At 72.4% G+C, this 20,896-nt stretch carries 16 protein-coding genes and 1 pseudogene; 9 read left to right on the forward strand and 8 right to left on the reverse strand.

The window, feature by feature from the left end; genetic code table 11:
- The first annotated feature begins 72 nt into the window (after window positions 1–72).
- The 4 genes from AB0J66_RS37050 to AB0J66_RS37065 all read left to right on the forward strand — a co-directional run bounded on the left by AB0J66_RS37050 (window position 73) and on the right by AB0J66_RS37065 (window position 2,636).
- Window positions 73–393, forward strand: coding sequence for a metalloregulator ArsR/SmtB family transcription factor (locus AB0J66_RS37050; protein ID WP_364671183.1), 321 nt, complete (start codon window positions 73–75; stop codon window positions 391–393).
- Window positions 390–812 (forward strand): SRPBCC domain-containing protein, encoded by a 423-nt coding sequence (locus tag AB0J66_RS37055; RefSeq protein WP_364671185.1) that lies wholly within the window; start codon window positions 390–392, stop codon window positions 810–812. Before AB0J66_RS37050 ends, AB0J66_RS37055 begins: the two co-directional genes overlap by 4 nt.
- Entirely contained in the window at window positions 809–1,393 is a 585-nt protein-coding gene (locus AB0J66_RS37060; RefSeq protein ID WP_364671188.1) for a maleylpyruvate isomerase family mycothiol-dependent enzyme, read from the forward strand. Before AB0J66_RS37055 ends, AB0J66_RS37060 begins: the two co-directional genes overlap by 4 nt.
- A gap of 370 nt (window positions 1,394–1,763) precedes the next feature.
- Complete coding sequence (locus AB0J66_RS37065) at window positions 1,764–2,636, forward strand: hypothetical protein (protein WP_364671190.1); 873 nt, start codon at window positions 1,764–1,766, stop codon at window positions 2,634–2,636.
- 86 nt (window positions 2,637–2,722) lie between these two features.
- Here AB0J66_RS37065 and AB0J66_RS37070 read toward each other — a convergent pair whose 3' ends face one another.
- Window positions 2,723–3,097: a hypothetical protein gene (locus AB0J66_RS37070; protein ID WP_364671193.1), complete on the reverse strand. Its 375-nt coding sequence runs from the start codon at window positions 3,095–3,097 to the stop codon at window positions 2,723–2,725.
- A 193-nt stretch (window positions 3,098–3,290) separates the two neighbouring features.
- On the opposite strand from AB0J66_RS37070, the pseudogene AB0J66_RS37075 reads away from it, so the two are divergent.
- Window positions 3,291–3,662: pseudogene (locus AB0J66_RS37075) on the forward strand (CHAT domain-containing protein); the annotation flags it as partial.
- Between the two features lie 54 nt (window positions 3,663–3,716).
- Here the strand turns inward: AB0J66_RS37075 and AB0J66_RS37080 are convergent.
- Window positions 3,717–4,832, reverse strand: coding sequence for an aminotransferase class V-fold PLP-dependent enzyme (locus AB0J66_RS37080; protein ID WP_364671196.1), 1,116 nt, complete (start codon window positions 4,830–4,832; stop codon window positions 3,717–3,719).
- A gap of 29 nt (window positions 4,833–4,861) precedes the next feature.
- Here AB0J66_RS37080 and pip point away from each other — a divergent pair, with 29 nt between their 5' ends.
- Window positions 4,862–5,836, forward strand: coding sequence for a prolyl aminopeptidase (pip, locus tag AB0J66_RS37085; RefSeq protein WP_364671199.1), 975 nt, complete (start codon window positions 4,862–4,864; stop codon window positions 5,834–5,836).
- Between the two features lies 1 nt (window position 5,837).
- Here pip and AB0J66_RS37090 read toward each other — a convergent pair whose 3' ends face one another.
- Complete coding sequence (locus AB0J66_RS37090) at window positions 5,838–7,295, reverse strand: gluconokinase (protein ID WP_364671202.1); 1,458 nt, start codon at window positions 7,293–7,295, stop codon at window positions 5,838–5,840.
- A gap of 26 nt (window positions 7,296–7,321) precedes the next feature.
- Complete coding sequence (manD, locus tag AB0J66_RS37095; RefSeq protein WP_364671205.1) at window positions 7,322–8,530, reverse strand: D-mannonate dehydratase ManD; 1,209 nt, start codon at window positions 8,528–8,530, stop codon at window positions 7,322–7,324.
- A gap of 51 nt (window positions 8,531–8,581) precedes the next feature.
- On the opposite strand from manD, the gene AB0J66_RS37100 reads away from it, so the two are divergent.
- Window positions 8,582–11,419 (forward strand): EAL domain-containing protein, encoded by a 2,838-nt coding sequence (locus AB0J66_RS37100; protein ID WP_364671208.1) that lies wholly within the window; start codon window positions 8,582–8,584, stop codon window positions 11,417–11,419.
- 233 nt (window positions 11,420–11,652) lie between these two features.
- On the opposite strand, the gene AB0J66_RS37105 is transcribed toward AB0J66_RS37100, so the two are convergent.
- Entirely contained in the window at window positions 11,653–12,474 is an 822-nt protein-coding gene (locus AB0J66_RS37105; protein WP_364671211.1) for an SDR family oxidoreductase, read from the reverse strand.
- Window positions 12,475–12,542: 68 nt separating this feature from the next.
- Between AB0J66_RS37105 and AB0J66_RS37110 the strand changes: the two genes are divergently transcribed.
- Together AB0J66_RS37110 and AB0J66_RS37115 are read left to right on the forward strand one after the other, a co-directional pair.
- A complete protein-coding gene (locus AB0J66_RS37110) occupies window positions 12,543–12,983 on the forward strand; it encodes a hypothetical protein (protein ID WP_364671214.1) in 441 nt (146 codons plus the stop codon).
- Window positions 12,980–13,432 (forward strand): GNAT family N-acetyltransferase, encoded by a 453-nt coding sequence (locus AB0J66_RS37115; protein ID WP_364671216.1) that lies wholly within the window; start codon window positions 12,980–12,982, stop codon window positions 13,430–13,432. The genes AB0J66_RS37110 and AB0J66_RS37115 overlap by 4 nt, the downstream gene beginning before the upstream one ends.
- A 96-nt stretch (window positions 13,433–13,528) precedes the next feature.
- Here AB0J66_RS37115 and AB0J66_RS37120 read toward each other — a convergent pair whose 3' ends face one another.
- From AB0J66_RS37120 to AB0J66_RS37130, 3 genes are all read right to left on the reverse strand, one after another.
- Window positions 13,529–14,185, reverse strand: coding sequence for a hypothetical protein (locus AB0J66_RS37120; protein ID WP_364671219.1), 657 nt, complete (start codon window positions 14,183–14,185; stop codon window positions 13,529–13,531).
- A 14-nt stretch (window positions 14,186–14,199) separates the two neighbouring features.
- Complete coding sequence (locus tag AB0J66_RS37125) at window positions 14,200–18,696, reverse strand: RICIN domain-containing protein (protein ID WP_364671221.1); 4,497 nt, start codon at window positions 18,694–18,696, stop codon at window positions 14,200–14,202.
- Window positions 18,697–18,835: 139 nt separating this feature from the next.
- Window positions 18,836–20,803 (reverse strand): MMPL family transporter, encoded by a 1,968-nt coding sequence (locus AB0J66_RS37130; protein WP_364671223.1) that lies wholly within the window; start codon window positions 20,801–20,803, stop codon window positions 18,836–18,838.
- Between the last annotated feature and the right edge of the window lie 93 nt (window positions 20,804–20,896).

Raw genomic sequence — 20,896 nt, forward strand, 5'->3', positions numbered from 1 at the left:
GACGGGAGCTGGTGCATCGCGAGTCGACGGCGCCGCCTTTACACAACTGATTGGTTGTGCAAGGCTCAGGTTGTGGAAGCTGAGACCCTCGCGCGGACGTTCACGGCCCTGGCCGATCCGACCCGGGTGGCGATCGTGGCCCGCCTGGCCACCGGTGACGCCACGGTCAAGGAGCTGACCGAGCCGTTCGAGCTGACCCAGCAGGCGGTGTCGCGCCACCTCAAGGTGCTCGCGGAGGCCGGCCTGGTCACCCGGCGGCAGGAGGCCCAAGCCCGCCCGGCCAGCCTCGAAGTCGAACGGCTCGTTGAGATCCTGACCTGGATCGACGCCCGCCGGGCCGAGTGGGCCGCCCGGCACGACCGCCTGGCCGAGCACCTGCGGCGGCTGGGGTGAGATACCTCCACGACGCGCCGCCGGAGCTGGTCTTCGCGTGCATGACCACGCCGGAGCACCTCACCCACTTCTGGGGTCCGGCGGGCACGCACACGCCGCTGGCGAACATCGTGGTCGACCTGCGGCCCGGCGGCGCCTTCCAGACCACGATGGTCAACGACCGGAGCGGCGACACGTACACCATGCGGGCCGTCTACGTCACCGTCGACCCGCCGAAGTTCCTGTCGTGGCGCGAGGTCGGCTCCGACGTGCTCACCGAGATCACCTTCACCGACCGGGGCGACGGCACCACCGAGGTCGTGACCGTCCAGCACGGCCTGCCCCCGCACATGCGCACGCCGGAAGCGCGGGCCGGCTGGGCCACCGCCCTCGACCGCGCCGCCGCCTACGTCAAAAAGCTCACCCGGGAGACGACGTGACATCCGAGAACGAGACTCAAGCGCTGGTCGGGCCGCAGTTCCGCGCGCTCGCCGACGCCATCGAGAACCAGTCGCCGACCGCCCCGTCCTTGTGCGAGGGCTGGGAGGTACGCCACGTGGTCGCGCACATGACGATGGCCGCCCGCTACGACGGCCCGGCCTTCATGGCCGAGCTCGCCGCCGTCGGCCACGACTTCACCGCCCTGTCCGAGCGGATCGCCCGCCGCGACGGCGACCTGCCGTTCGGCTCCCTGGTGGCCGACCTGCGCAGCGACACCATGGCCGCCTGGGCGCCCCCTGGCGGTGGGGCCGCCGGCGCCCTCAGCCACGCGGTCATCCACGGCCTCGACATCACCTCGGCCCTCGGCCTGCCCCGCACCGCCGACGACCCGGCCACCCGCCTCGTCCTCGACGGCCTGGCCGGCGGCGTCAGCAAGAACTTCGGCGTCGACCTCAGCGACCGGCGCCTGCGCGCCACCGACCTCGCCTGGCAACACGGCGACGGTCCCCTGCTGGAGGCCACCGCCGCTGATCTGGTGCTCGCCCTCTCCGGCCGGCGCCGGCCCGTGTCGCCGATGTAGTGCAGGTCCGGCACTGCGCTCGCCACATGGTTCTCATAGAGGTGGGTGTCCCACCGCTGCCGCCACGCGGATTCTCGTCGGTCAACCAGGCGATGGATGTCGGCGGTGCGCTGGCCCGGGTTGCCGGCGGGCAGATCCGGCTCCGGTGGACCGGTAGCAGATGACCCAGTGCTGGGCGGCCTCGTCGCCCGGATAGCGGTAGTCGATGTTCGACGTCGTCCGGGGTTGGGCGTGCAGGTCGTCCGGGTCGGCTGGGCTGATTCTTTCGGGTTGGGCGTGACGGTTGTCCGGATCGGGCGGGCCGGCTGGCTTCCTCGAGCCTGGCGCGCAGATTGTTCGGGCGGGCGTGCCGGCGGTATCGTGCCGGGCCATGTTGCTCGATCAACTCGCTGCGGCCGGCCCGGAGGAGCGCTGGCAGGCGCTGCGGAGGATCGGGGACTCGCCGGAGAATCGGCGGACGCTGGCGGAGATCCGGCGCAACGGTCCCGGGCGGCTGCGGCGGGCGGCGCTCGACGCCCTCGCCTATCTCGGCGGGGAGGCGGCCCTGTCGCCGGCCGATGTCCGGATCGTGGAGCGGCTGGCCGGTATCCGGCGCCGGTCCGACCCGATCGGCCCGGTCACGTCATGCTGGACGTACTGGTGGGCCATGCGCAGCACGGACCAGGACGAGGTGGTGGCCGCGCTCGGATTGACCCACCCACGGCCGGTCACCTACCGACTGGCCGCCGAGGCGATCGACACCCTCGAGCACGACCGCGAGGCCGAGCAGGGCCTGGTCTACGTCGGCCCGTCGGTCGACGGGTGGGTTCCGGTGATGGGCCCGTGGTGCGACGCCTTCGGCGACCGCCGCCAGGAGGTACGGGCCCTGATCAGCGACCTGAGCCGCCGCTTCGGCGAGGTGCACGCCTTCTACTTCGGCGAGCGCGGCGACGGCTCGGCCTGGCACATCGCCCGCGCCGGCGTACCCGTCCGAACCTTCGACAGCGAGGAACCCGAGACGTCCTCCGGCGAGCCCCTGCCCATCGAGCGCGAGTGGATGGCCGCCCACAACCTGACCGGCAAGCCCGAAGACCACCCGGACGACCTCTGGGACATCACCGACGCCAACAATGTAGCCGCCACCATCAGCATCGACGTCGGCTGGCACCACCCCACCACCGCCATCACCCACGGCCTCCCGCTCCTCGCCTCCGCCCCCGGCGCCGGCCGGATCCTGCTGCCGCCCGCCGCTTACGCGATCTGACCCCTCCCGCTGGGTGCGCGCGCTGCTCGGCGACCCGTCGACGGTCTACTGCGCCTCGATCGACTCGGGCCAGGTCCAGCGCTTCCTCACCGGTAGTTGACGTAGATGGCCAGCCGGCCGTCGCGGACCTCCGAGCCGACGGCGACGAAGGCGGGGTCAAGGGGGCGGGGTGAGAGGGTCTGCTCGTGGTCGACGCCCATCTCGCGGGCCAGATCCTCCGGCGACTGCCCGGGTGGTGGGGTCACGGTCAGCAGCCACGAGCATCCGCCGGAGCCGCACGCCTGGCGCTGGTCGGCCACGGTCGCCCCGGCGGGCACGTCGGGGATCCGCGACTTCGGCGGCAGCGATTCCTCGCTGCCGAAAACCAGCAACGCCAGGAACCAGAGCCCCCACAACGCCGCCAGTAGGGCCACCACCACAGACCCGGCGATGAGGCCGCGCTTCACCCAGACAGTCGTCACCGCGACAGGGTACGAGCGTTGATCAACTCCGAAGAGAGCCAGAATTCGTCCCCCTATCCTCGCCGAGGCGAACGCCGTTTCCATCTGGGTCATCGACTCGGCCGGGCGGGTGGCGTTCCGGTGCAGTGACATGAGTGTCTTCGGACCCGGCCACGACCCGGAAGCGCGGGGGGAGCCGACCCTGCGCGACGCGATGGAGTGGGCCGGCGAACGCCGGCTCGGACCGCTCGAGGACGTCCAGCAGACCGGGGTGCCGGGAGCGATCGCCCCGGCCGACGGCGACGACGGCTGGCTCACGGCCGGCGAGATCCTCCGGCTCCGGTTGTGCGCGACGCTGGTCGTGCTGAGCGCCTGCCGGACGGCCCAGGGCCGGATCAGCGGCGACGGCGTCATCGGGCTGTCGCGAGCCTTGATCACGGCCGGGGCGCCCACCGTCGTCGTCTCGCTGTGGGAGGTACCGGACCTGCTGACCGCCGCCCTGATGAAGCACTTTTACGCGCATGTGACCAGCGGGGAGCAAGTTGGTCAGGCGCTCCGGCAGGCGATGCTGGCCACGATGCGCGACCACCCGGACCCGGCCGGCTGGCCCTGGTGGGGGAGGCCCGCTCGGCCCCGCCGATCAGAGGCTCGCGGTGAAAGTCGTCGTCAGGCGGTCGACGTCGGCCTGGTTGATGTGCAGGTGAGGCGAGATCCGGATGGCGTCGCCGCGCCGGGCCACGAAGCAGTTGGCGGCCTTCAGGGCGGTGAACACCCGGTCGGTCGTGTCCGCGGGGACGCGGACGCCGAGCAGGTGCGGGCCGCGGGGGCCGGTGACGGTCAGGCCGGCGGCGGTCAACCGCCCCGCGATCTCGGCGGTGACCGTGGCCAGGGTGCCGGCGATGTGGGCCGGGGTCCAGGCGAGGATCTGCTCCAGGGCGGCGACGGCCATCGGGGTCACCTCGAACAGCGTGCGCGCGCCCTGGTCGTACCGCCGGGCCCCGGGCAGGTAGTCGTCGCGGTAGTCGACGAGCCGGGCGAAGTCGTCGGAGCCGGCCCGCAGGATCCAGTTCTCCTCCAGGGGGCGGCCCTCGCGGTGCTCCGGCGCGACCCAGAGGTAGCCCCGCCCGAACGGCCCCAGCAGCCACTTGTAGCCGACCGACACGACGAAGTCCGGCCGCAGGGCGGCCACATCGAGGGGCATGACCCCCAGGGACTGGCTCGCGTCGATCACCAGCCGGGCTCCGGCCGTACGGGTCGCCGCCGCGACCCGCTCGAGGTCGACGAGGCCGCCGTCGGTCCAGTGCACGTTGGGCACCGACACGATCCCGACCCGCTCGTCGATCGCCGCCAGCACGGCCTCGGTCCAGCTCTGCCCGGCCGCCCGGCGCACGGTCCGGATGCGCTCGGTCAGACGTCGCCACGTGTAGACGCCGGACGGGTATTCGTCGGCCAGGACGAGAACTTCCTGCCCGGGCCCGAGCGGCAGGTTGGCCGCCGCCACCGCGAACCCGTAGCTGGTCGCCGGCACCAGCGCGACGCCTTCGGCATCCCCGCCGAACAACCGCCCGGCCAGCCCGCGCAGCCGTTCGACGCCGGCGAACCAGTCGTCCTCGCCGATCTCCCATGGCCGCGCCCGCTGCCGCAGCGCCGCCTCGCCGGCCGCGCGCACCGACCGCAGCACCGGCGACAAGCTGGCCGCGTTGAAGTACGCGACGTCGTCCGGCACCTCGAACAGATCCCGCTGCGAGCCGTCCACACCAGACTTTAACCCGTAGGATCGGTCCGATGCCGCTGCGAACGCTGTATCCGCCGATCGAGCCATATGCCACCCACCGCCTCGACGCCGGCGGCGGTCACCAGCTCTACGTGGAGGAGGCCGGCAACCCGGCGGGCCTTCCGGTGCTCTTCGTGCACGGCGGTCCGGGCAGCGGCCTCACTCCGGTCATGCGGCGCTTCTTCGACCCCGCGCGGTACCGGGTGATCCTGCCCGAGCAGCGGGGCGCCGGCCGCAGCACCCCGGTCGGCGAGCTGCGGGACAACACCACCTGGCACCTCGTCGACGACCTGGAACTGATCCGCAACCACCTCGGCGTGGACGCCTGGCTGGTGTTCGGCGGCTCCTGGGGCTCCACGCTCGGGCTCGCCTACGCCCAGACCCATCCGGCCCGGGTGACCGGGCTGATCCTGCGCGGGATCTGCCTCTTCCGCCGCAGCGAGGGAGCCTGGATCTACCAGAGCGGCCTGCACCATCTGCAGCCCGAGGAGTGGGAACGCTTCATCGCGCCCATCCCCGTCGCCGAGCGCGACGACATCCTGGCGGCCTACCACCGCCGCCTGACCGGGGACGACCCCGACGCCGCGCGGCGGTGCGCCGACGCGTGGATGCGCTGGGAAGCGGTCAACTCCTCGCTGACACCCGACCCGGCGCTGATCGCCACGCTGACCGCCGACGACACGGTGCTGCCGGCCGCGCGGATCCTCGCCCACTACGCCGTCAACGGCGGGTTCTTCGAGTCGGAGACCCAGCTCCTCGACGGGGTGGACCGCATCCGGCACCTGCCCGCCACGATCATCCAGGGCCGGTACGACCTGTGCTGCCCGCCCGTGACCGCGTACGAGCTGGCCCGTCGCTGGCCGGAAGCCGGCCTGCACATGATCGCCGACGCCGGTCATTCATCGCTCGAGCCGGGCATCACCGACCGTCTCATCCGCAGCACCGACCGCTTTGCGGACGGTGCTCATATCGGCCGGCCGGACTGACTCAGACCGCTCGAGAGACAAGGGCGTCATACGTCTCAGCGAAGCGAGCCCGCCGTCCCGCGTAGTACTCGGCATCGGCGAGGCGAGGTTCGTAAGTCGCGCCGGTGGCGCGCGGCGCCCGCGGAACGTCCGGGGCCAGCTCGTCCAGCGCGAGCAGGGCGGTGCCGCGCTGGGTGGCGCGGCGCCGGGTCACGTGGGTGACCGGGCGGCCCAGGACGTCGGCCAGGACCTGCAGCCACTCCGGCTGGTCGTTGCTGACACGGCCGGCGGCCGCCACCTGCACCACCTGCGGCGCGGCGGGGTGCAGCTCGTCGGCCACCCGGGCGTATGTCATGGCGACGCCCTCGATGATGCCCCGGAACATGATGTCCGCGTCGGTGGCCGCCGACACCCCGCCGAAGACGGCCCGGGCGCTGCCGGCCCAGCCCGGCGCCCGCTCGCCGGTGAGGTAGGGCAGCACGAGCGGGGTGGCGTCGCTCGGCGGCGCGGTCAGCACCTCGGCGAGGGAGGGACTGAGGCGCAGCGTGCTCTCAGCCCAGCTGACGGCGCGGCCGACGTCGTTGATCGCCCCGCCGAGCAGCGTGCGCTTGGCGTCGACCCGGTAGTTCCACAGCCCGAACGGCAGCGGGTCGGCCGGGCCGTCGAGCAGCACCCGCAGCGCGCCGCTGGTGGCGGTGGCCGCGGCCATCACCGTGGCGTCGATCGCGCCGGCGCCGATGTTGCTGGCCAGGCCGTCGGTGATGACGGGGAACCAGGCGGCCCGGGCCAGGGCGGGCCAGCGCGACGAGGCCGGTACCGGCGTGTCCGACGGCGGCGTGAGGGGGCCGAAGCCGGCCAGCAGCTCGGCGTCGTACTCGCCGGTGCGGCGGTCGAGCAGCCCGGTCCACGCGGCCGTGGAGGTCCCGGCGAGCGGCTGCCCGATCAGCCGGGCCCAGATGTACTCGCCGAGGGACCACCAGTTCGCGGTCGCGGCCACGACCTTCGGCTGCGTCTTCGCGAGCCAGCGCAGGCGCGGCGCGTGATAGCTGGTGTGCAGACGAGTGCCGGTCCGCTGCTGAACTGCGTGCTCGTCGAGCTCCTGCCGCAGCGCCGCCACCTCACCCGCGCTGCGCGAGTCGGCGTAGGTCAGGCACGGGGTGAGCGCCCGCCCGGCCCGGTCGACCGCGATCAGCGAGGCGGCGAAGGTGTCCATGGCGACCCCGGCGATCCGGGTGCCCAGCCGCCCCTCGCCGGTCACCGCGTCGATGACCTGCTCGACCTCCCCGACCACCTGGTCGGGGTCGATGACCGAGGTCCCGTCGGGCGCCACCCGGAAGGCGTGCGGCACCTTGTGCTGCAGCCCGTGCACCCGCCGCCCGGCCGCGTCGTGCACCCCACCCCGCGTCGCCGTGGACCCGATGTCCAGCGCCAGCACCAGCGGGTCGAGAGCCGCGTCGAGAGTGACGTCATCGTCGGTCATGAGGCGGCACTTACCCAGATCGGGCTTCACCAGTCGTGGACGGAGCCGTCCAGGTTGCGCGCGACGGGCAGGTACCGGGGCTGATAAGGGAACTTCGCCGCCACCGCATCGTCGTAGGTGATGCCCAATCCCGGTTCCTCCGACGGATACAGCATGCCGTTCACGGGTTCGGGCGTGCCGCGGAAGACCTCGTACGTCTCCGGGGGGTGGCCCATGTGTTCCTGGATGCCGAAATTGGGCTGGGAAATGTCGACGGCCACGGCGGCCGCGACCGTCACCGGGGAAAGGTCGCTGGCGCCGTGTGAGCCCGTCCGGACCTGATAGAGGGCGGCCAGGTCGAAGATGCGCCGCAGGTGGGTGATCCCGCCCGCGTGCACGACCGAGGTGCGGACGTAATCGATGAGTTGCTCGGTGATGAGCTGTTTCACGTCCCAGATCGAATTGAGCACCTCGCCGGTCGCGATCGGCGTGGTCGTGTGCTGCCGGATGAGCCGGAACGCCTCCTGATTCTCGGCCGGCGTCGGATCCTCCATCCAGAACAGCCGCAGATCCTCGACTGCTTTACCGAATCGGGCCGCCTCGATCGGGGTGAGCCGATGGTGCACGTCGTGCAGCAGGTGCAGCCCGAAGCCGAACTTCTCCCGCACCTTGGCCAGATAGCCGGGCGCGAAATCCAGATAGGCCTCGGTGCTCCATTGCTGTTCGTCCGGCAGTGCCGTCGCCGCCGGTTCGTAGAACGCGCCCTTGCGGACGCCATAGGTGCCACTCAGGCCGGGCACGGCCGCTTGGGCCCGGATCGCTGTGAAGCCCGATTCGCGGTACGCGGCCACGTCATCGACAAGCGCATCGGCGTCCACCCCACTCGCGTGGCAATACACCAGCACCCCGTCGCGGGAGCGGCCGCCGAGCAATTGATAGACCGGCAGCCCGGCCACTTTCCCCTTGATGTCCCACAGGGCGACGTCGACCGCCGCGATCGCCGTCATGGTCACCGGCCCGCGCCGCCAGTACGCGCCCTTGTAGAGGTACTGCCACGTGTCCTCGATGCGGGCCGGATCCCGGCCGATCAGCAGCGGCGCCACGTGATCGCGCAGATAGGACGCGACGGCCAGCTCCCGCCCGTTCAGCGTGGCGTCGCCCAGCCCGGTCGCGCCGTCCGACGTGGTCACCCGCAGGGTCACGAAGTTGCGTCCCGGCGACGTCACGAGCACCTCGACCCGATCGATCGTTGCCATTTTCTCTCCCCGGCCGTAACCGTAGCCGCGCACCGTCGTTAGCCATGCATCATGACAGGCGGAACCCCTCTCCGGCTGATCGTGCCCGTGCTGCTGGCGACGGTCGCGGTGATCTGCGCGTTCGCCCTGCTCCCGGCCGGGAGCGTGGCGGGCCTGCTGACGGCTGCGGCCGGAACGACGGCAGTGATCATGGCGCGGGCCGCCCTCTCCGGCCGGCTGACCGGGCCGCGCGCCCGGGCCCTCGCCCTGGCCGGTGGTCTCGGCCTGACCGCGGCCGCCGGCCTCGCCAGTGGCATCGCCTATCTGGTGGCCCGGGACGCGACGGTCGACGGCGTCCCCCTGCCGGCCGAGATCCCGCTGGTCAGCCTGTTCTTCGTGGCGGCGCTCTACCTCCCGGCGATCCTGCGGCCGCCGCAAAAACGCTCGGTGCTCGCTCGGTTGCGTACGGCCCTGGATGTCCTGGGGGTGTGGGCCTGCCTGATGTTCTCGGCGTGGTTGCTGCTGTTCAGCGACGGCGGTGAGCGGCGCGGCGCCACAATCACCGCCCTGATCTTCGGCGGGGGCGCCGCGACCACCGCCGGCATCGCGGGTGTGCACGCCATCCGCCAGCGGTCGGCGCTGCAATGGTGCGGGCCCGCGGCGGCACTCTCCCTGATCGGGCTGAGCGCGCTGGTCATCGCCCTCGACTACCCCGGCGTGCCGAACGCGGCCATCGCCGCCGTCATCGCCGCCGCCGCGATCAACGTGGCCGGCGGCCTCCTCTGGTACGGGTCGGTGCGGATCTGCCCCGACCGCGCGCCCCTGCCCCCACCCGGCAGCGAGCCGTCGGCCAGCTTCCCGCTGCTCACGGTCGCGATCCTCGGCTCGGCCCTGATCACCGTCCATCATCTGCTCAACGGCGGCCGGGTCGACGCCACGGCGATCATGCTGGGCACGCTGGGCGTGGCCGCGGTGGCGACCCGCGAGTGGGTGTCGGCGGTCGCCCTGCGCCGCCAGGCCGGCCACCTCACCGACCAGGGCAACCGGCTCCGCAGCCTGATGTTCGGGGCGGCCGACGTGGCGATGATCCTCGATGCCAACCTGGCCGTACGCTGGCAGTCGCCGGCCGCCTTCCGCCAGTTCGGGCTCCCCCTCGGCCGTTCGGTGTCGATCCTGGTCGGCCCCGATCAGGTCGACGACGTCCACGCGTACCTCATGAAACGCCTGGTCGACCCCACGATCAAAGGCCAGGCCCTGGCCGTACGCCTCCGTGACGGCTCCGGTCGCTGGCGCGAAACCGAATGGACGACCAGCGGCGCCGACCCGGCCGAACCCGGACGCACCCTGGTGCTGCACGTCCGCGACATCAGCCAGGCCCACGACCTGGCCCAGACGCTGCGCCAGGAGACCCACCTCGATCCGCACACCGGCCTGGCCAACCGCGAGGGCCTGCTCCGCGCGGCCGACCTGCTCCCCGACGCGGCCGCGATGATCGTCGTCGAGCTGGGCGGCCTGACCGCCATCGCCGACGTCCACGGCCGCGACCTGGCCGACTCGGTTCTGGTCGAGGCCGCCCGCCGCCTCCGCACCGCGGTCCCCACCGCCGACGTCCCGGCCCGCGTCGGCGAGACCCGCCTGGCCGTGCTCACCCACTGCGGCGCCGTCCGTGCCCACCTGCTGGCCGGCCAGCTGGTCAACGCCCTCTCGGCCCCCTACACCGCCGCCGGCGCCGTCTCCCACCTCTCAGCCTGGGCCGGCCTGGCCGACGTCGCGGACGCCGCCGCACCTGGCGCTAATGCCGGGGCCGCCCTCACCTCCCGTACCTCGCGGTCAACCCCTTCTTCCTCCGGGCCGACCCCTTCCTCCGGGCCGACCCCTGCCGCATCCGGGCCGACCCCCTCATCTGCGCCGACCCCTACTTCATCCCGGCCCACCCCTGCTTCATCCGCTGCCTCGGCCCCACCGCCCGTCCAGCCCCCTGCTCGGGACAAATCCGACTTGACGGATTCATCGGACGGCCACGGGGTGGTGGGCGGCTCCGCTGGTGGGGGAGCGGAGGAGGTTCTGCGGAGGGCCGCGCTGGCGCTTCGGTCGGTGCGGGCGGGGCCGCCGGGGGCGGTCGAGTGGTACGAGGCCGAGATGGAGACGCGGCTCATGCGGCGTTCCACGCTGGAGCAGGACCTGCCGGGGGCCGACCTCGACCTGCTCTTCCAGCTGATCGTCGACCTGCCCACCCGGCGGCCGGCCGGCGTCGAGGCCCTGCCGGTGTGGCGGCACCCCACGCTCGGGCCGGTACCGGTCGCCGAGCTGCTCGCCCTGGCCGAGGAGCTGGGCATCCTGGCCAAGGTCGGCCAGCGGGTGCTGCAGACCGCCTGCCGGCTGCTGGCCGACTGGCGCCGCCTGCACCCGGAGCTCTGGCTGGCCGTCAACGTCCGCCCCCGCCAGCTGGCCGACCCCGCCTTCCAGGCGCATCTGCACACCGCGCTGGAGACCTACGGCCTGCCCCACTCGGCCCTGGTCGTCGAGATCTCCGAGGACGACGTCCGCCAGCCCGGCGTCGACGAGGTGGCCGCCCTGCTGGGCCGCTTACGGGCCGAGGGCGTCCGCACCGCCGTCGACAACTTCGGCACCGGCCCCACCTCCCTGAGCCGCCTGCGCGTCCTCCCGGTCGACCTGCTCAAAATCGACCAGGAGGTCTTCGCCGAACCCGCCGTCCTGGACGTCGCCGTCACCCTCGGCCGCCGCCTGGGCATGGAGGTCATCGCCCACGGCGTGGACGACCTGGTCGACCTCGACACGGTCCAAACCGCCGGCTGCCACCTCGGCCAGGGCGCCCTGCTGGCCCGCCCCATGCCCGCCGAACGCCTGGAGGCACTCCTGGAAGGGCACCGCGACGCCCAGCATCACTAGCGCACCCAGACGTAGTAGCTCCGCGTCGTCGCCACCGCTCCCATGCCACCTCCGGGCCCGGCTTCCCGCGAGGTCAGCCCGGAGCCATGGCCTCACGGGGGTCAGCCCATCGGCTTCGGCTTCACACGCCGGCTTCGGCGTTGCTGCCTGTCGTGAGGTCGATCGGGGGCCGCGCTTCCCACGGGGTGAGCCGCGGTGGTGGCTTCCAGCGGGGGCGGTGGCTTCCCGCCGGGTCAGCCCTGGGCCTCGATGGACAGGGGCTGCCACTTGCGCCACTCGGCTAGGCGGGACTCGTAGTCCGCGGTGGCGATGCCCAGCGGGGCCTCGCCGAAGAAGACGCGGAGGGGTGGGTTGTCGGCGTCGACGATTTTCAGGAGGGCGGCGGCGGTGGCGGTGGGGTCGCCGGGGTTGGCCACGCGTTTGCTGCGGGCCTCGGCGGCTTGGGCGCGCACTTCCTCGTACGTCTCGAGCTTGGTCGCGTGCTGGGCGGAGGAGCCGCCCCAGTCGGTGCTGAAGCCGCCCGGCTCGACGAGGGTGACCTTGATGTTGAAGAGCGCGACCTCCTGGGCCAGCGCCTGGCTGAAGCCTTCGAGGGCCCACTTCGAGGAGTTGTAGATGCCGATGTTGGCGAAGGCCGAGATGCCGCCGATCGAGGACACCTGGATGATGTTGCCGCCGCCGGCCTTGCGCAGGTAGGGGAGGGAGCCCTGGGTGACCCAGAGGGCGCCGAACAGGTTCGTCTCGAACTGGGCGCGGGCTTCCTGCTCGGAGATCTCCTCGATCATGCCGAACTGGCCGTACCCGGCGTTGTTGACGATCACGTCGAGCCGGCCGAAGTGGTCGTCGGCCGTCTTGAGCGCGTCGAGCACCGCCGGCCGGTCGGTCACATCCAGTGCGAGCGGCAGCACGTTGTCGCCGTACTTCTCCACCAGGTCGCTCAGCGTGCCGGTGTTGCGCGCCGTGGCCGCGACGCGGTCGCCGCGCTCGAGCGCCGCCACCGCCCACTCCCGGCCGAAGCCGCGCGAGCTACCCGTAATGAACCAGGTCCTGGCCATCGGTAAGTCCCTTCTTCGATTGTCACCCCCACCCTACGACCGGCCACCGACAAGTTACGTTGCTCCCCATGAGTCTCCTCGACGATGTGGCCGACCGTGACGGCTGGCGCTGCTGGGTGTGCGACGAGCCCGTCGACCCCGACATGTCGGTCAACGACCCGCGTGGGCCGAGCGTCGACACGCGTACCACCGACAAGAAGGCGAAGCTCCCGGAGCGACTGGCCCACCGGGCCTGCAACAGCCGCAAGGGCGCCGTCAAGGTCGTCATCGCCTGGCCCGACCGGCTGAACGTGGTCGAGCCCGCGCCGCTGACCGCGGTGGCCGACCGTCTCGGGCGCAAGGGCGGCCGCGAGCTCGTGGCCCGCTGCCCCAGCCGCAAGGACGCCCAGGAGACCGCGGACTGGCTGGTCGACCGCTTCTCCCGGCTGATGCCCGAGCTGCCGGTGACCGCCACGGTCGATCCGGGCGGCGGTCAGTTCCTCGTCACGCTGGCCACCAGTCGCCGGTGATCGTCAAGCCGACCCTGACCGGCCGGAGGGTCACGCTCCGGCCGTTCCGGGCCGAGGATCTCGAGCCGATGGCCGTCGTCCTGGCCGACCCCGAGGTGCTGCGCCTGACCGGGAGCGTCCATTCCACCGAGGCCGCGACCGGTCGTGAGCCGGTCGTCGACGAGCGCCTGCGGGCCTGGTACGAATCGCGCAACGATCGGGCCGACCGGCTCGATCTGGCCGTCGTCGACAATGCCTCCGGTCAATGCGTCGGCGAAGTGGTGCTCAACGAGTGGGAAAGGGCCAACGAGAGCTGCAATTTCCGCATCTCGATCGGCCCGGCCGGGCGTGATCGGGGCCTGGGCACGGAAGCGACGCTGCTCGTGCTGGGTCACGCCTTCACGGAGATCGGCCTGCATCGCGTCGGCCTCGAGGTGTACGCATGGAAGCCGCAGCTTCCGCCTGCGTGATCAGCGCGCCAGGGCCGGCCGGGCTATCTGAGCAGCGTCAAACCTCAGCAACATCCTCGACCGGTCGGCGCTGATCGCGATCCTGACCCCGGCGGGTCAGTCGGCCAGGCCCCGGACGCGGAGCTCCTGATAGTGCTCCTTGATCTCGGCGAAGTTCTTGGACCGTTTGGGGGCCACCGCCACGATGGTGTCGAAGGGGGTGGACTCGAAGCGGCTCAGAGCGATGCTCGCGTAGGCGGGCAGGTTCTCGGGGACCGCATCCGGGCGGCGGAGCAGGAACTGGGTTTCCGGGTCGCGGCGGACCAGGTCGCCGGGCAGGTAGTAGAGGTCGGCGGTGTCAAACTCGGCCTCGGTGATGTCCAGGGCCCAGTCGACGTCCTGGTAGTACTTCACGATGGCGTCGGTGAAGGCCTGCTGGACCTCGGGCGGCAGGCCGTCGTTGGGGCCGACGATCATCAGGGCGCCCGACCGGCCCCGCAGGGTGACGTGCCGGAACACGCACCCCGCGGGCTGGGTCAGCGTGCCGGTGAGACCTTCCACCAGCACGTTCTCGAACCGGACGCCGTGCACGCCGGACCGTTTCACCACCGGGCGGCGGGCCACGACGTCCCGGACCACCAGGCTCAGCCCGGGATCGTCGTAGTTGGCCAGGTGCGAGGCGGTGAACTCGCATCGCACCAGCTCGAGGTCCGCGAAGGTCCGGCCGGCGCCGATCGCCTTGGCGTTGAGGAACGTCTGCTTTTCGATCAGCACGGCCGGTCTCCCGCTTACTTGAAAATGTCGTCCAGGGCGTCGTCGGTGAAGCTCTTGTAGTCCAGGATCTGATCCCGTCCCACAATGTACGACCGGCCCAGGTGGTCGCTGATCGAGGAGGCGCTGCCGCCGGTGATGTCGATGTTGGCGGACGCCTTCCCGTCGTTGATCACGAAGTCGGCCACGGCCTGGCCCGGCTTCGACGTGCCCAGGTGGGTGATCTGCGCGTCGCCGGCCACCGCGGCGCTCTTGGCCACCTCGTTCTCGATCACCGAGCCCAGGAACATCCGGCGCAGGTACGGCTGTTCCTTGCCGGCCCGGAGCTGGTCCGGGCTGAGCAGAGCGCGGAACTGGGTGGCGGTCTTGCCCCGCACGGCCAGCAGGGCGTCCAGCAGCTTCTGGTAGCTGGCCTTGCCCGACGCGTTGAGCAGCGAGACCGGGCAGACCTCGGGGGCGGCGGCCGCCTTGGCGCCGGGCGCCACCTTGGCCACGCCGACCGCGCACTCGACCAGCCGGGTGACGTTGCCGGCCTCGGCCGTGATCCGGGGCAGCGCCTCGATCGGCAGGTCGCTGGCCCGGGCGAACTCGAGCGCCCGCTCGATGCCGATCCCGGTGCGCAGCGCGTCGTCGGCGAGGATGATCGCCTTCAGCCACTCGGCGATCCGGGCGTACGGGATGAAGTTGGCCGCCGCCCACGCGCAGGCCGTGTTCACGGTGCCCGCGCTGATCGCCTTGCCGCAGTCGATGAAGTCGCCCACGACCAGGTGGACCAGGTTGTCCCAGGACGCCTTCAGCGTGTCCCGCACGTCCATGTGCAGCGTGCGGTGCTGGGTGAAGTCGGCGGCCGAGGTGCCCAGCGGGCGCTGGACGCACGTCGCGCTGTCGGTGCCGTTGAGCACGCAGACGACGATGTTGTAGTAGATCGTGCCGTGGACGTGCAGCGGGACGTCGATGTCGCAGGTGTGCGACCCGCCGCCGGTGCTGCACGAGCCGCTCCAGGCGTCGACCGTCAGATCCGGGACCAGTTGCAGGAAGGCGTAGCCGCCGTCCCAGGTGGCCTTGATCTGGTCGGTCTGGTCCTGGACCTGCGCGTCCTTCTCGGCCTGCTGGGCGGCCGCCTCGGCCGCTTTCGCGTCGTCGCGGGCGCGCTGGGCGGCCGCCTCGGCCTCGTCGGCGTACTGGTCGGCCCGGGTGGCGGCCGCCTGGGCGGCGTCCGCGTCGGCGCGGGCCTGGGTCGCGGCGGCCCGGGCCGAGGCGGCGTTGCGCTCGGCCGCGTCGGCCTCGGCGTCGGCCGCGTCGGCGTCGGCCGAGGCGGCGTTGGCGGCGGTGTGGGCCGCGGCCGCGTCGCGTTCGGCCTGGGCGTTGAGTTGCTGCGTGGCCGCGTCGGCGGCGGCTGCGGCGGCCGCATCCGAGGCGGCCGCGGCGGCCGAGGCCCGGGCCTGTTTCGCGGACTGGGCCGCCGCCAACGCGTCGGCCGCCGCGTCGGCCGCGGCCTGGGCCGCGATCTTGGCGTCGCCGGTGGCCTGCGCCGCCAGCGCCGCCGCCGTGGTGGCCGCGGTCTGCGCCTCGTCGGCGCGGGCCTGAGCCACGGCCGTCTGCTGCTGGGCGACCGTGAGGGCGCCCTGACCGACCAGCACCGCGAGGGCCGCGGTCGGGTCCCGCTCGACGAACGGCGAGCCGAGCGCGACCGCCTCGTTGGCCGGCGCGGCCACCTCGGCCGCGGCGTCGCGGGCGGCCGTCGCGGCCAGTGAGGTGGCGAACGCCCGGCCGGCCGTGACCGCGCTCAGCGAGCGGGCCTCGGCCGCCGCGGCCTGCGCGAGCGCGGACTGCCGGTAGGCCTCCCGCATCTCGGCCGCGGCGGTCGCGGCGTCGGCGTCGGCGTTGTTCGCGTGCTGTTTGGCGTCCTTCGAGGCCTCGAGCGCGTCGGCCGCCGCGGCGTGGGCGGTCGCGGCGGCCGACCGGGTGATCGCCACCTGCTCATCGGCCTTGTCGGCGGCCGCCTGGGCCCGGGCCGCGGCGGCGTGGGCCCGGGTCGCGGCCTCCCGTGCTTCCTGGGCGGCCTGGGTGGCGATGTCGGCGTCCCGCTCGGCCTGGTCGGCCGCGGCGTCGGCCCGGTCGGCCGCGGCCTGGGCGTTGTTCGCGGCCTCGCGGGCCTCCCCGGCCTGCGAGGTGCCCTCGAGCGAGTCGGCCTTGGCCTGCAACGCCTCGGCCCGCGAGGCCAGCGCGTCGTGTTTGTCGCGCGCGGTCTCGGCCGCGAGCCGGGCGATGTGCGCGCCGTTGGCCGCGGTCTGCGCGTCGTGGTCGCGGTCGGCCGCCGTGGACTCGTACCGTTCGGCGTCGGCCCGGGCCGTGGCGGCCGCGGTCTGCTGCCGCTGGGCGTCGGCGTCGGCCGCCGCGGCCTCCTGGTGCTTCGAGGCCGCGATCGCGCGCTGGTTCGCCGCGACCTGCCGCTGCTGCTCGGCGATCTTGCGCTGGGCCGCAGCCTTGTCGGCGGCGGTCTGCGCGGTCGCCTTGGCCTTCTCGGCCTCGGCCCGTTTGGCCTTGGCCACAGCCGCGGCGTCGGCCGCCGCCTTCGCCTCGGCCGCGGCCGACGTCGCCGCCGCCTTGGCCTGGCGCGCCGCCTCCTGGGCGGCCGTCTTGGCGTACTCCGCCTGCATGGCCTTGGCCTGCGTCTGGGCCAGCGTGACCAGGGTGGCGCTGTCGGCCACCGACGCCTTCGTGGCCTGGACGGCCGTGGCGGTGGCCTTGGCCGCGGCGACCGCGCCGGCCGCCGACGCCTTGGTCACCTGGGCCGACTGCTGCGCGTAGGCCAGACCCCGGCCCACCGGGTAGTTGCTGGTGGTGGCGATCGTGGTCGCCGCCGCCTGCGCGTTGGTGACCGCGGTGGCCTGCGCCTGGGCGTCCGCCGAGGCGTTGTTGGCGATGGTCAGCTGGGCCGCGGCCCGGTTCTGGGCGTTCTTGATCTCGTTGACGGCGTACGTGAAGTCGGCCGCCTTGGGCGCGAACATCGAGTCGGTACCGGTCGAGGTGCCCGCGTTGTTCTGCGCGGTGACGAACTGCTGCCGGGTCGTGCCGGCGTTGCAGGCCTGCACCGTGGCCTGCAGGCCGCTGGTGGCCGTGGCCGAGTCGAGGCACTTCTGCGCACCGACGTTGAACAGCCGCGTCTGGCCGCCGGTGGTCGTGTACTGCCAGCGCTGGGTGGCCTTGTTGGTTGTGCAGGCGTTCTGCACCACGTTGGTGCCGTTGAGGTCGAGGCACCGGCCGGCGACGCCGTTGCGCAGGGCGGCGTTGAGCCAGGTGAACGAGCAGCTGGTCGACATGATGTCGCACGGCGCGGAGGGCGCCCACTTCTGCGCGTTGGAGTTGTTGCAGGTGTAGAGCTGGACCTTTCCGTTGGCCGCCGTGGAGCTGCCGGCGTTGTCCAGGCAGAGCCCGGTGTTGGCCTTGTACTTGACGGTCATCGGCCCGGAGCCGGCGGTGCACTCACCGCCCGCGGTCCAGCAGGCCTGCCAGCGACTGAGCTGCCGCGCGATCCAGGACTGGCCCACCGCCTCGCCCATGGCGATCGCGGCGTTCTCCAGGTCGGTGTAGGCCTTGGACTGGGCGGCCAGGATCGCCGAGCGCTGGCTCTTCTGCGAGTCGAGCTCGGCCTGCCACTCGGCCGCCGCGGTCTTGACCACGGGCGCCAGCACCTGGCGCGGGTCGAGCGGGTTGTCGGCGTCGCAGGAGGAGAACCGCTGCTTGAGCGTCTCCACCTCCTGCCGGAACTCGGCCGATCCGGCCGGGATGGCGGCCGACGGCCAGCCGCCGAACTGCAGCCACTCGCGGATGTCGTCGGCGTGGTGGTTGCCGTGGAAGACCACCGACCCGGAGTTGAACGGGTCGGAGTCGCCGACCGCGCTCCACGCCCGGAAACCGGCCGCGTCGCCGCCGTCGTAGACGTAGTAGTGCTTCTGCTTGGCCAGGTCGGTCGCGGTGGTCAGCGACTCGGCCGAGGCCAGCGGCTCGAGGTCGGCGTAGAGCCGCTCCTCGTCGGCGAAGAACTGGCTGCCGTAGAAGCTGCTGATCCCGAGGTCGCCGTAGAAGTCGGGCGCCCATTGGAAACCGGTGGTGGTCTCGCCGGTGATCTCGAAGTTGTTGGGGATGGAGTTGCTCCACACGTCCTTGCGGGCGTAGAGCTGGTCCATCTTGGCCAGGTACGAGTCGTCGTCCTGTTTGTAGGCGACGGAGAGCGGCGTGTCGTCCCAGTAATCGGGGTCGGCCGCGGTGTGCATCTGGGCGTCGGTGCCGTTGAGGGCCGCCTGGGCCACCGCGCGGATGGCGGGCCCGCCGGCCTGGTTGACGAAACCGAGCCGGCACCGGTCGAGCCGGGCGACGCCGAGGCCGTCGTCGAGCCGGCCGTCGCTGGTCCAGGTGTCGGTGGGGCCGTCGGCGACGGCGGCATGCGCGGGAACCGCGAGAACGACCGTCAAAGAAGTGAGCAGAGCAGCGAAGGCGTGGATGACGCGCACGCCGAATCGCCCTTGAGTTCGCATAGGAACCCCGGACCTTTCCCCCGTGACGCCGTGAAGACGGCGGCGCTGCACGTGAGCGCGGCTCACGTTAAATCCACGTTTTGCCATGCGTCAATGAGCCGGGCGCATAAAGGTCTTATGAATTTCGGGCGAGGTAGCGCTCGTGCAGGCGGCGCAGGGGGGCCGGGGCCCACCAGTTCCACCGGCCGAGCAGGGCCATGGTGGCGGGGAGGAGCAGGCCGCGGACGACGGTGACGTCGAGGAGCAGGGCGGTCGTCATGGCGAAGCCGATCTGCCGGACGGCGGTCAGGTCGCCGAGCAGGAAGCCGAGGAAGACCACGCCGATGCAGAGGGCGGCGGCGGTGACGACCGGGCTCGACTTGTCGATGCCGGCGCGGACGTCGCCCTCCTGTTTGATCCGGGCCAGCAGGAACACCTCGTAGTCCATCGACAGGCCGAAGACGAAGACGAACACCAGGACGGGGGTGGTGACGTCGATCGCCTGGCCGGCGCCCCACTGGAAGATCACGACCAGCAGGCCAAGGGTGGCCAGCACGGTGAGCGCGTTCATCAGCAACGCCTTGACCGGAATCACCAGAGAGCCGGTCAAAGCGAACAGCAGGACCACCGTGGACAAGAGCACGACGAGCATCGCGATGGGGAAGCGGTCGGCCACCGAGTCGCGGTAGTCGACCAGCTCGGCCGCGGGACCGCCGACCAGGACCGGGAACGGCGGGTCGAGAGCCCGGATCGCGCGGACGACCTCGGCCGCCTCACCGGACGGGATGACGTCGATGACGGCCCCGTTATCGGGGTCGGGCTGCACCCGTACCACGCCGTCGAGGTTGTTGAGCGCGTCGAGGAAGTCGCGCGTGGGATCGGTCGTGTCGGCCACCACGACGATCGGATCGGGTTGGCCGCCGCTGAAGTCGCGCTGCACCGTCTCGTACAGCCGCCGGGCCTCGGACGAAGCGGGCAGCGCACGGGCGCCGGAGTCCTCGAGGTCGACCGCGACGAGAAACGGCAGGGACAGGACGAGCAGGCCGGCCGTGACGGCGAGCGCGACCGGCGCCGGCCGATCCTGCGCGAAGCCGGCCAACTGCGACAGCAGGTTGCGGCCGAAGGCGCGCGGGGCGTGGATGTGCCGATGGGCCAGGGCGATGAGAGCGGGTACGACCGTCAATCCGGCCGCCGTGGCCAGAAGCACGGCGAGCGCGCCGCCGAGCGCCATCGCCCTGAGCAGCGGGTCGCCGAACACGGACAGCCCGGCCATCGCCGCCGCGACGGCGAGCCCGGCGATCAGCACCGTCCGGCCGGCCGTGGCCATCGTCCGGTTCAGCCGTTCTTCCCGGGGGGCGCCGGCGCCGGTCTCATGGAACCGGGCGATCATCAGGAGCGCGTAGTCGACGGCGAGGCCGATGCCGAGCAGCGTCACCACGTTGACCGTGAACTGGCTGACCCCGGTGAGCGCGCTCAGCCCGTACAGCCCGAGAAGGGTGACCGAGACGGTGGCCAGCGCGGCCGCCAGGGGAATCGCGGCGGCCGCGAAGCCGCCGAGGAGGACGACCAGCACGACCACCAGGACGACGATCGCGATCGACTCGCCGACGGCCGCGTCCGCGACGGCCTGCTCGGCGAAGGCGCGCTCGGCCAGTTTCTCGCCGCCGACCAGCACCTCAGGGGCGTCGATGCGGTGCAGCGCGCCGGCCACCGCGTCCTCCACCCGCTCGCGCCGGTCGTCGGACAGGCCGGGCGCCAGTTCGACCCGGATCAGCGAACTGCGGTTGTCGGCGCCGATCCGCCCGCCCGGCGCGCCGTACAGATCCTCCACCTCGACGACGCCGTCCATGGCGCGAATCGCTTCCGTGACCGCCGTGACGTCGGCGACCAGTGCCGGGTCGTACACGTCGCGCCCACCGACGACGGCCACGATGAGCGGGCCTTCGCGCAGAAACCGATCGACACGCTGCGATTCCGCGTCCGGCCCCAGGCTGCCGGTGTCGGTGAGCCGATCGAAGACCTGGCCCCCGAAGACGAGCCCGGCTGCGACGAGGACGAGCCAGGCGCCGAGCACCGGCCACCGGCGGCGGGCAAACGAGGGCATCACCGGAATATCCAGGCCCCGGACATGGACGGACATCGTTCGAACGGTCGGCAGGTTCGACCTGGACGGCGAGTACTCGCGTTGTCACGTCTC

Origin of the sequence: Actinoplanes sp. NPDC049598 (assembly GCF_040675435.1) — a bacterium.
Classification (GTDB): domain Bacteria; phylum Actinomycetota; class Actinomycetes; order Mycobacteriales; family Micromonosporaceae; genus Actinoplanes.

Coding starts and splice junctions, on each gene's coding strand:
- AB0J66_RS37065 (WP_364671190.1), top strand. CDS start 1,764: ATGTTGCTCGATCAACTCGCTGCGGCCGGCCCGGAGGAGCGCTGGCAG.
- pip (WP_364671199.1), top strand. CDS start 4,862: ATGCCGCTGCGAACGCTGTATCCGCCGATCGAGCCATATGCCACCCAC.
- AB0J66_RS37090 (WP_364671202.1), bottom strand. CDS start 7,295: ATGACCGACGATGACGTCACTCTCGACGCGGCTCTCGACCCGCTGGTG.
- manD (WP_364671205.1), bottom strand. CDS start 8,530: ATGGCAACGATCGATCGGGTCGAGGTGCTCGTGACGTCGCCGGGACGC.
- AB0J66_RS37100 (WP_364671208.1), top strand. CDS start 8,582: ATGACAGGCGGAACCCCTCTCCGGCTGATCGTGCCCGTGCTGCTGGCG.
- AB0J66_RS37105 (WP_364671211.1), bottom strand. CDS start 12,474: ATGGCCAGGACCTGGTTCATTACGGGTAGCTCGCGCGGCTTCGGCCGG.
- AB0J66_RS37110 (WP_364671214.1), top strand. CDS start 12,543: ATGAGTCTCCTCGACGATGTGGCCGACCGTGACGGCTGGCGCTGCTGG.
- AB0J66_RS37130 (WP_364671223.1), bottom strand. CDS start 20,803: ATGCCCTCGTTTGCCCGCCGCCGGTGGCCGGTGCTCGGCGCCTGGCTC.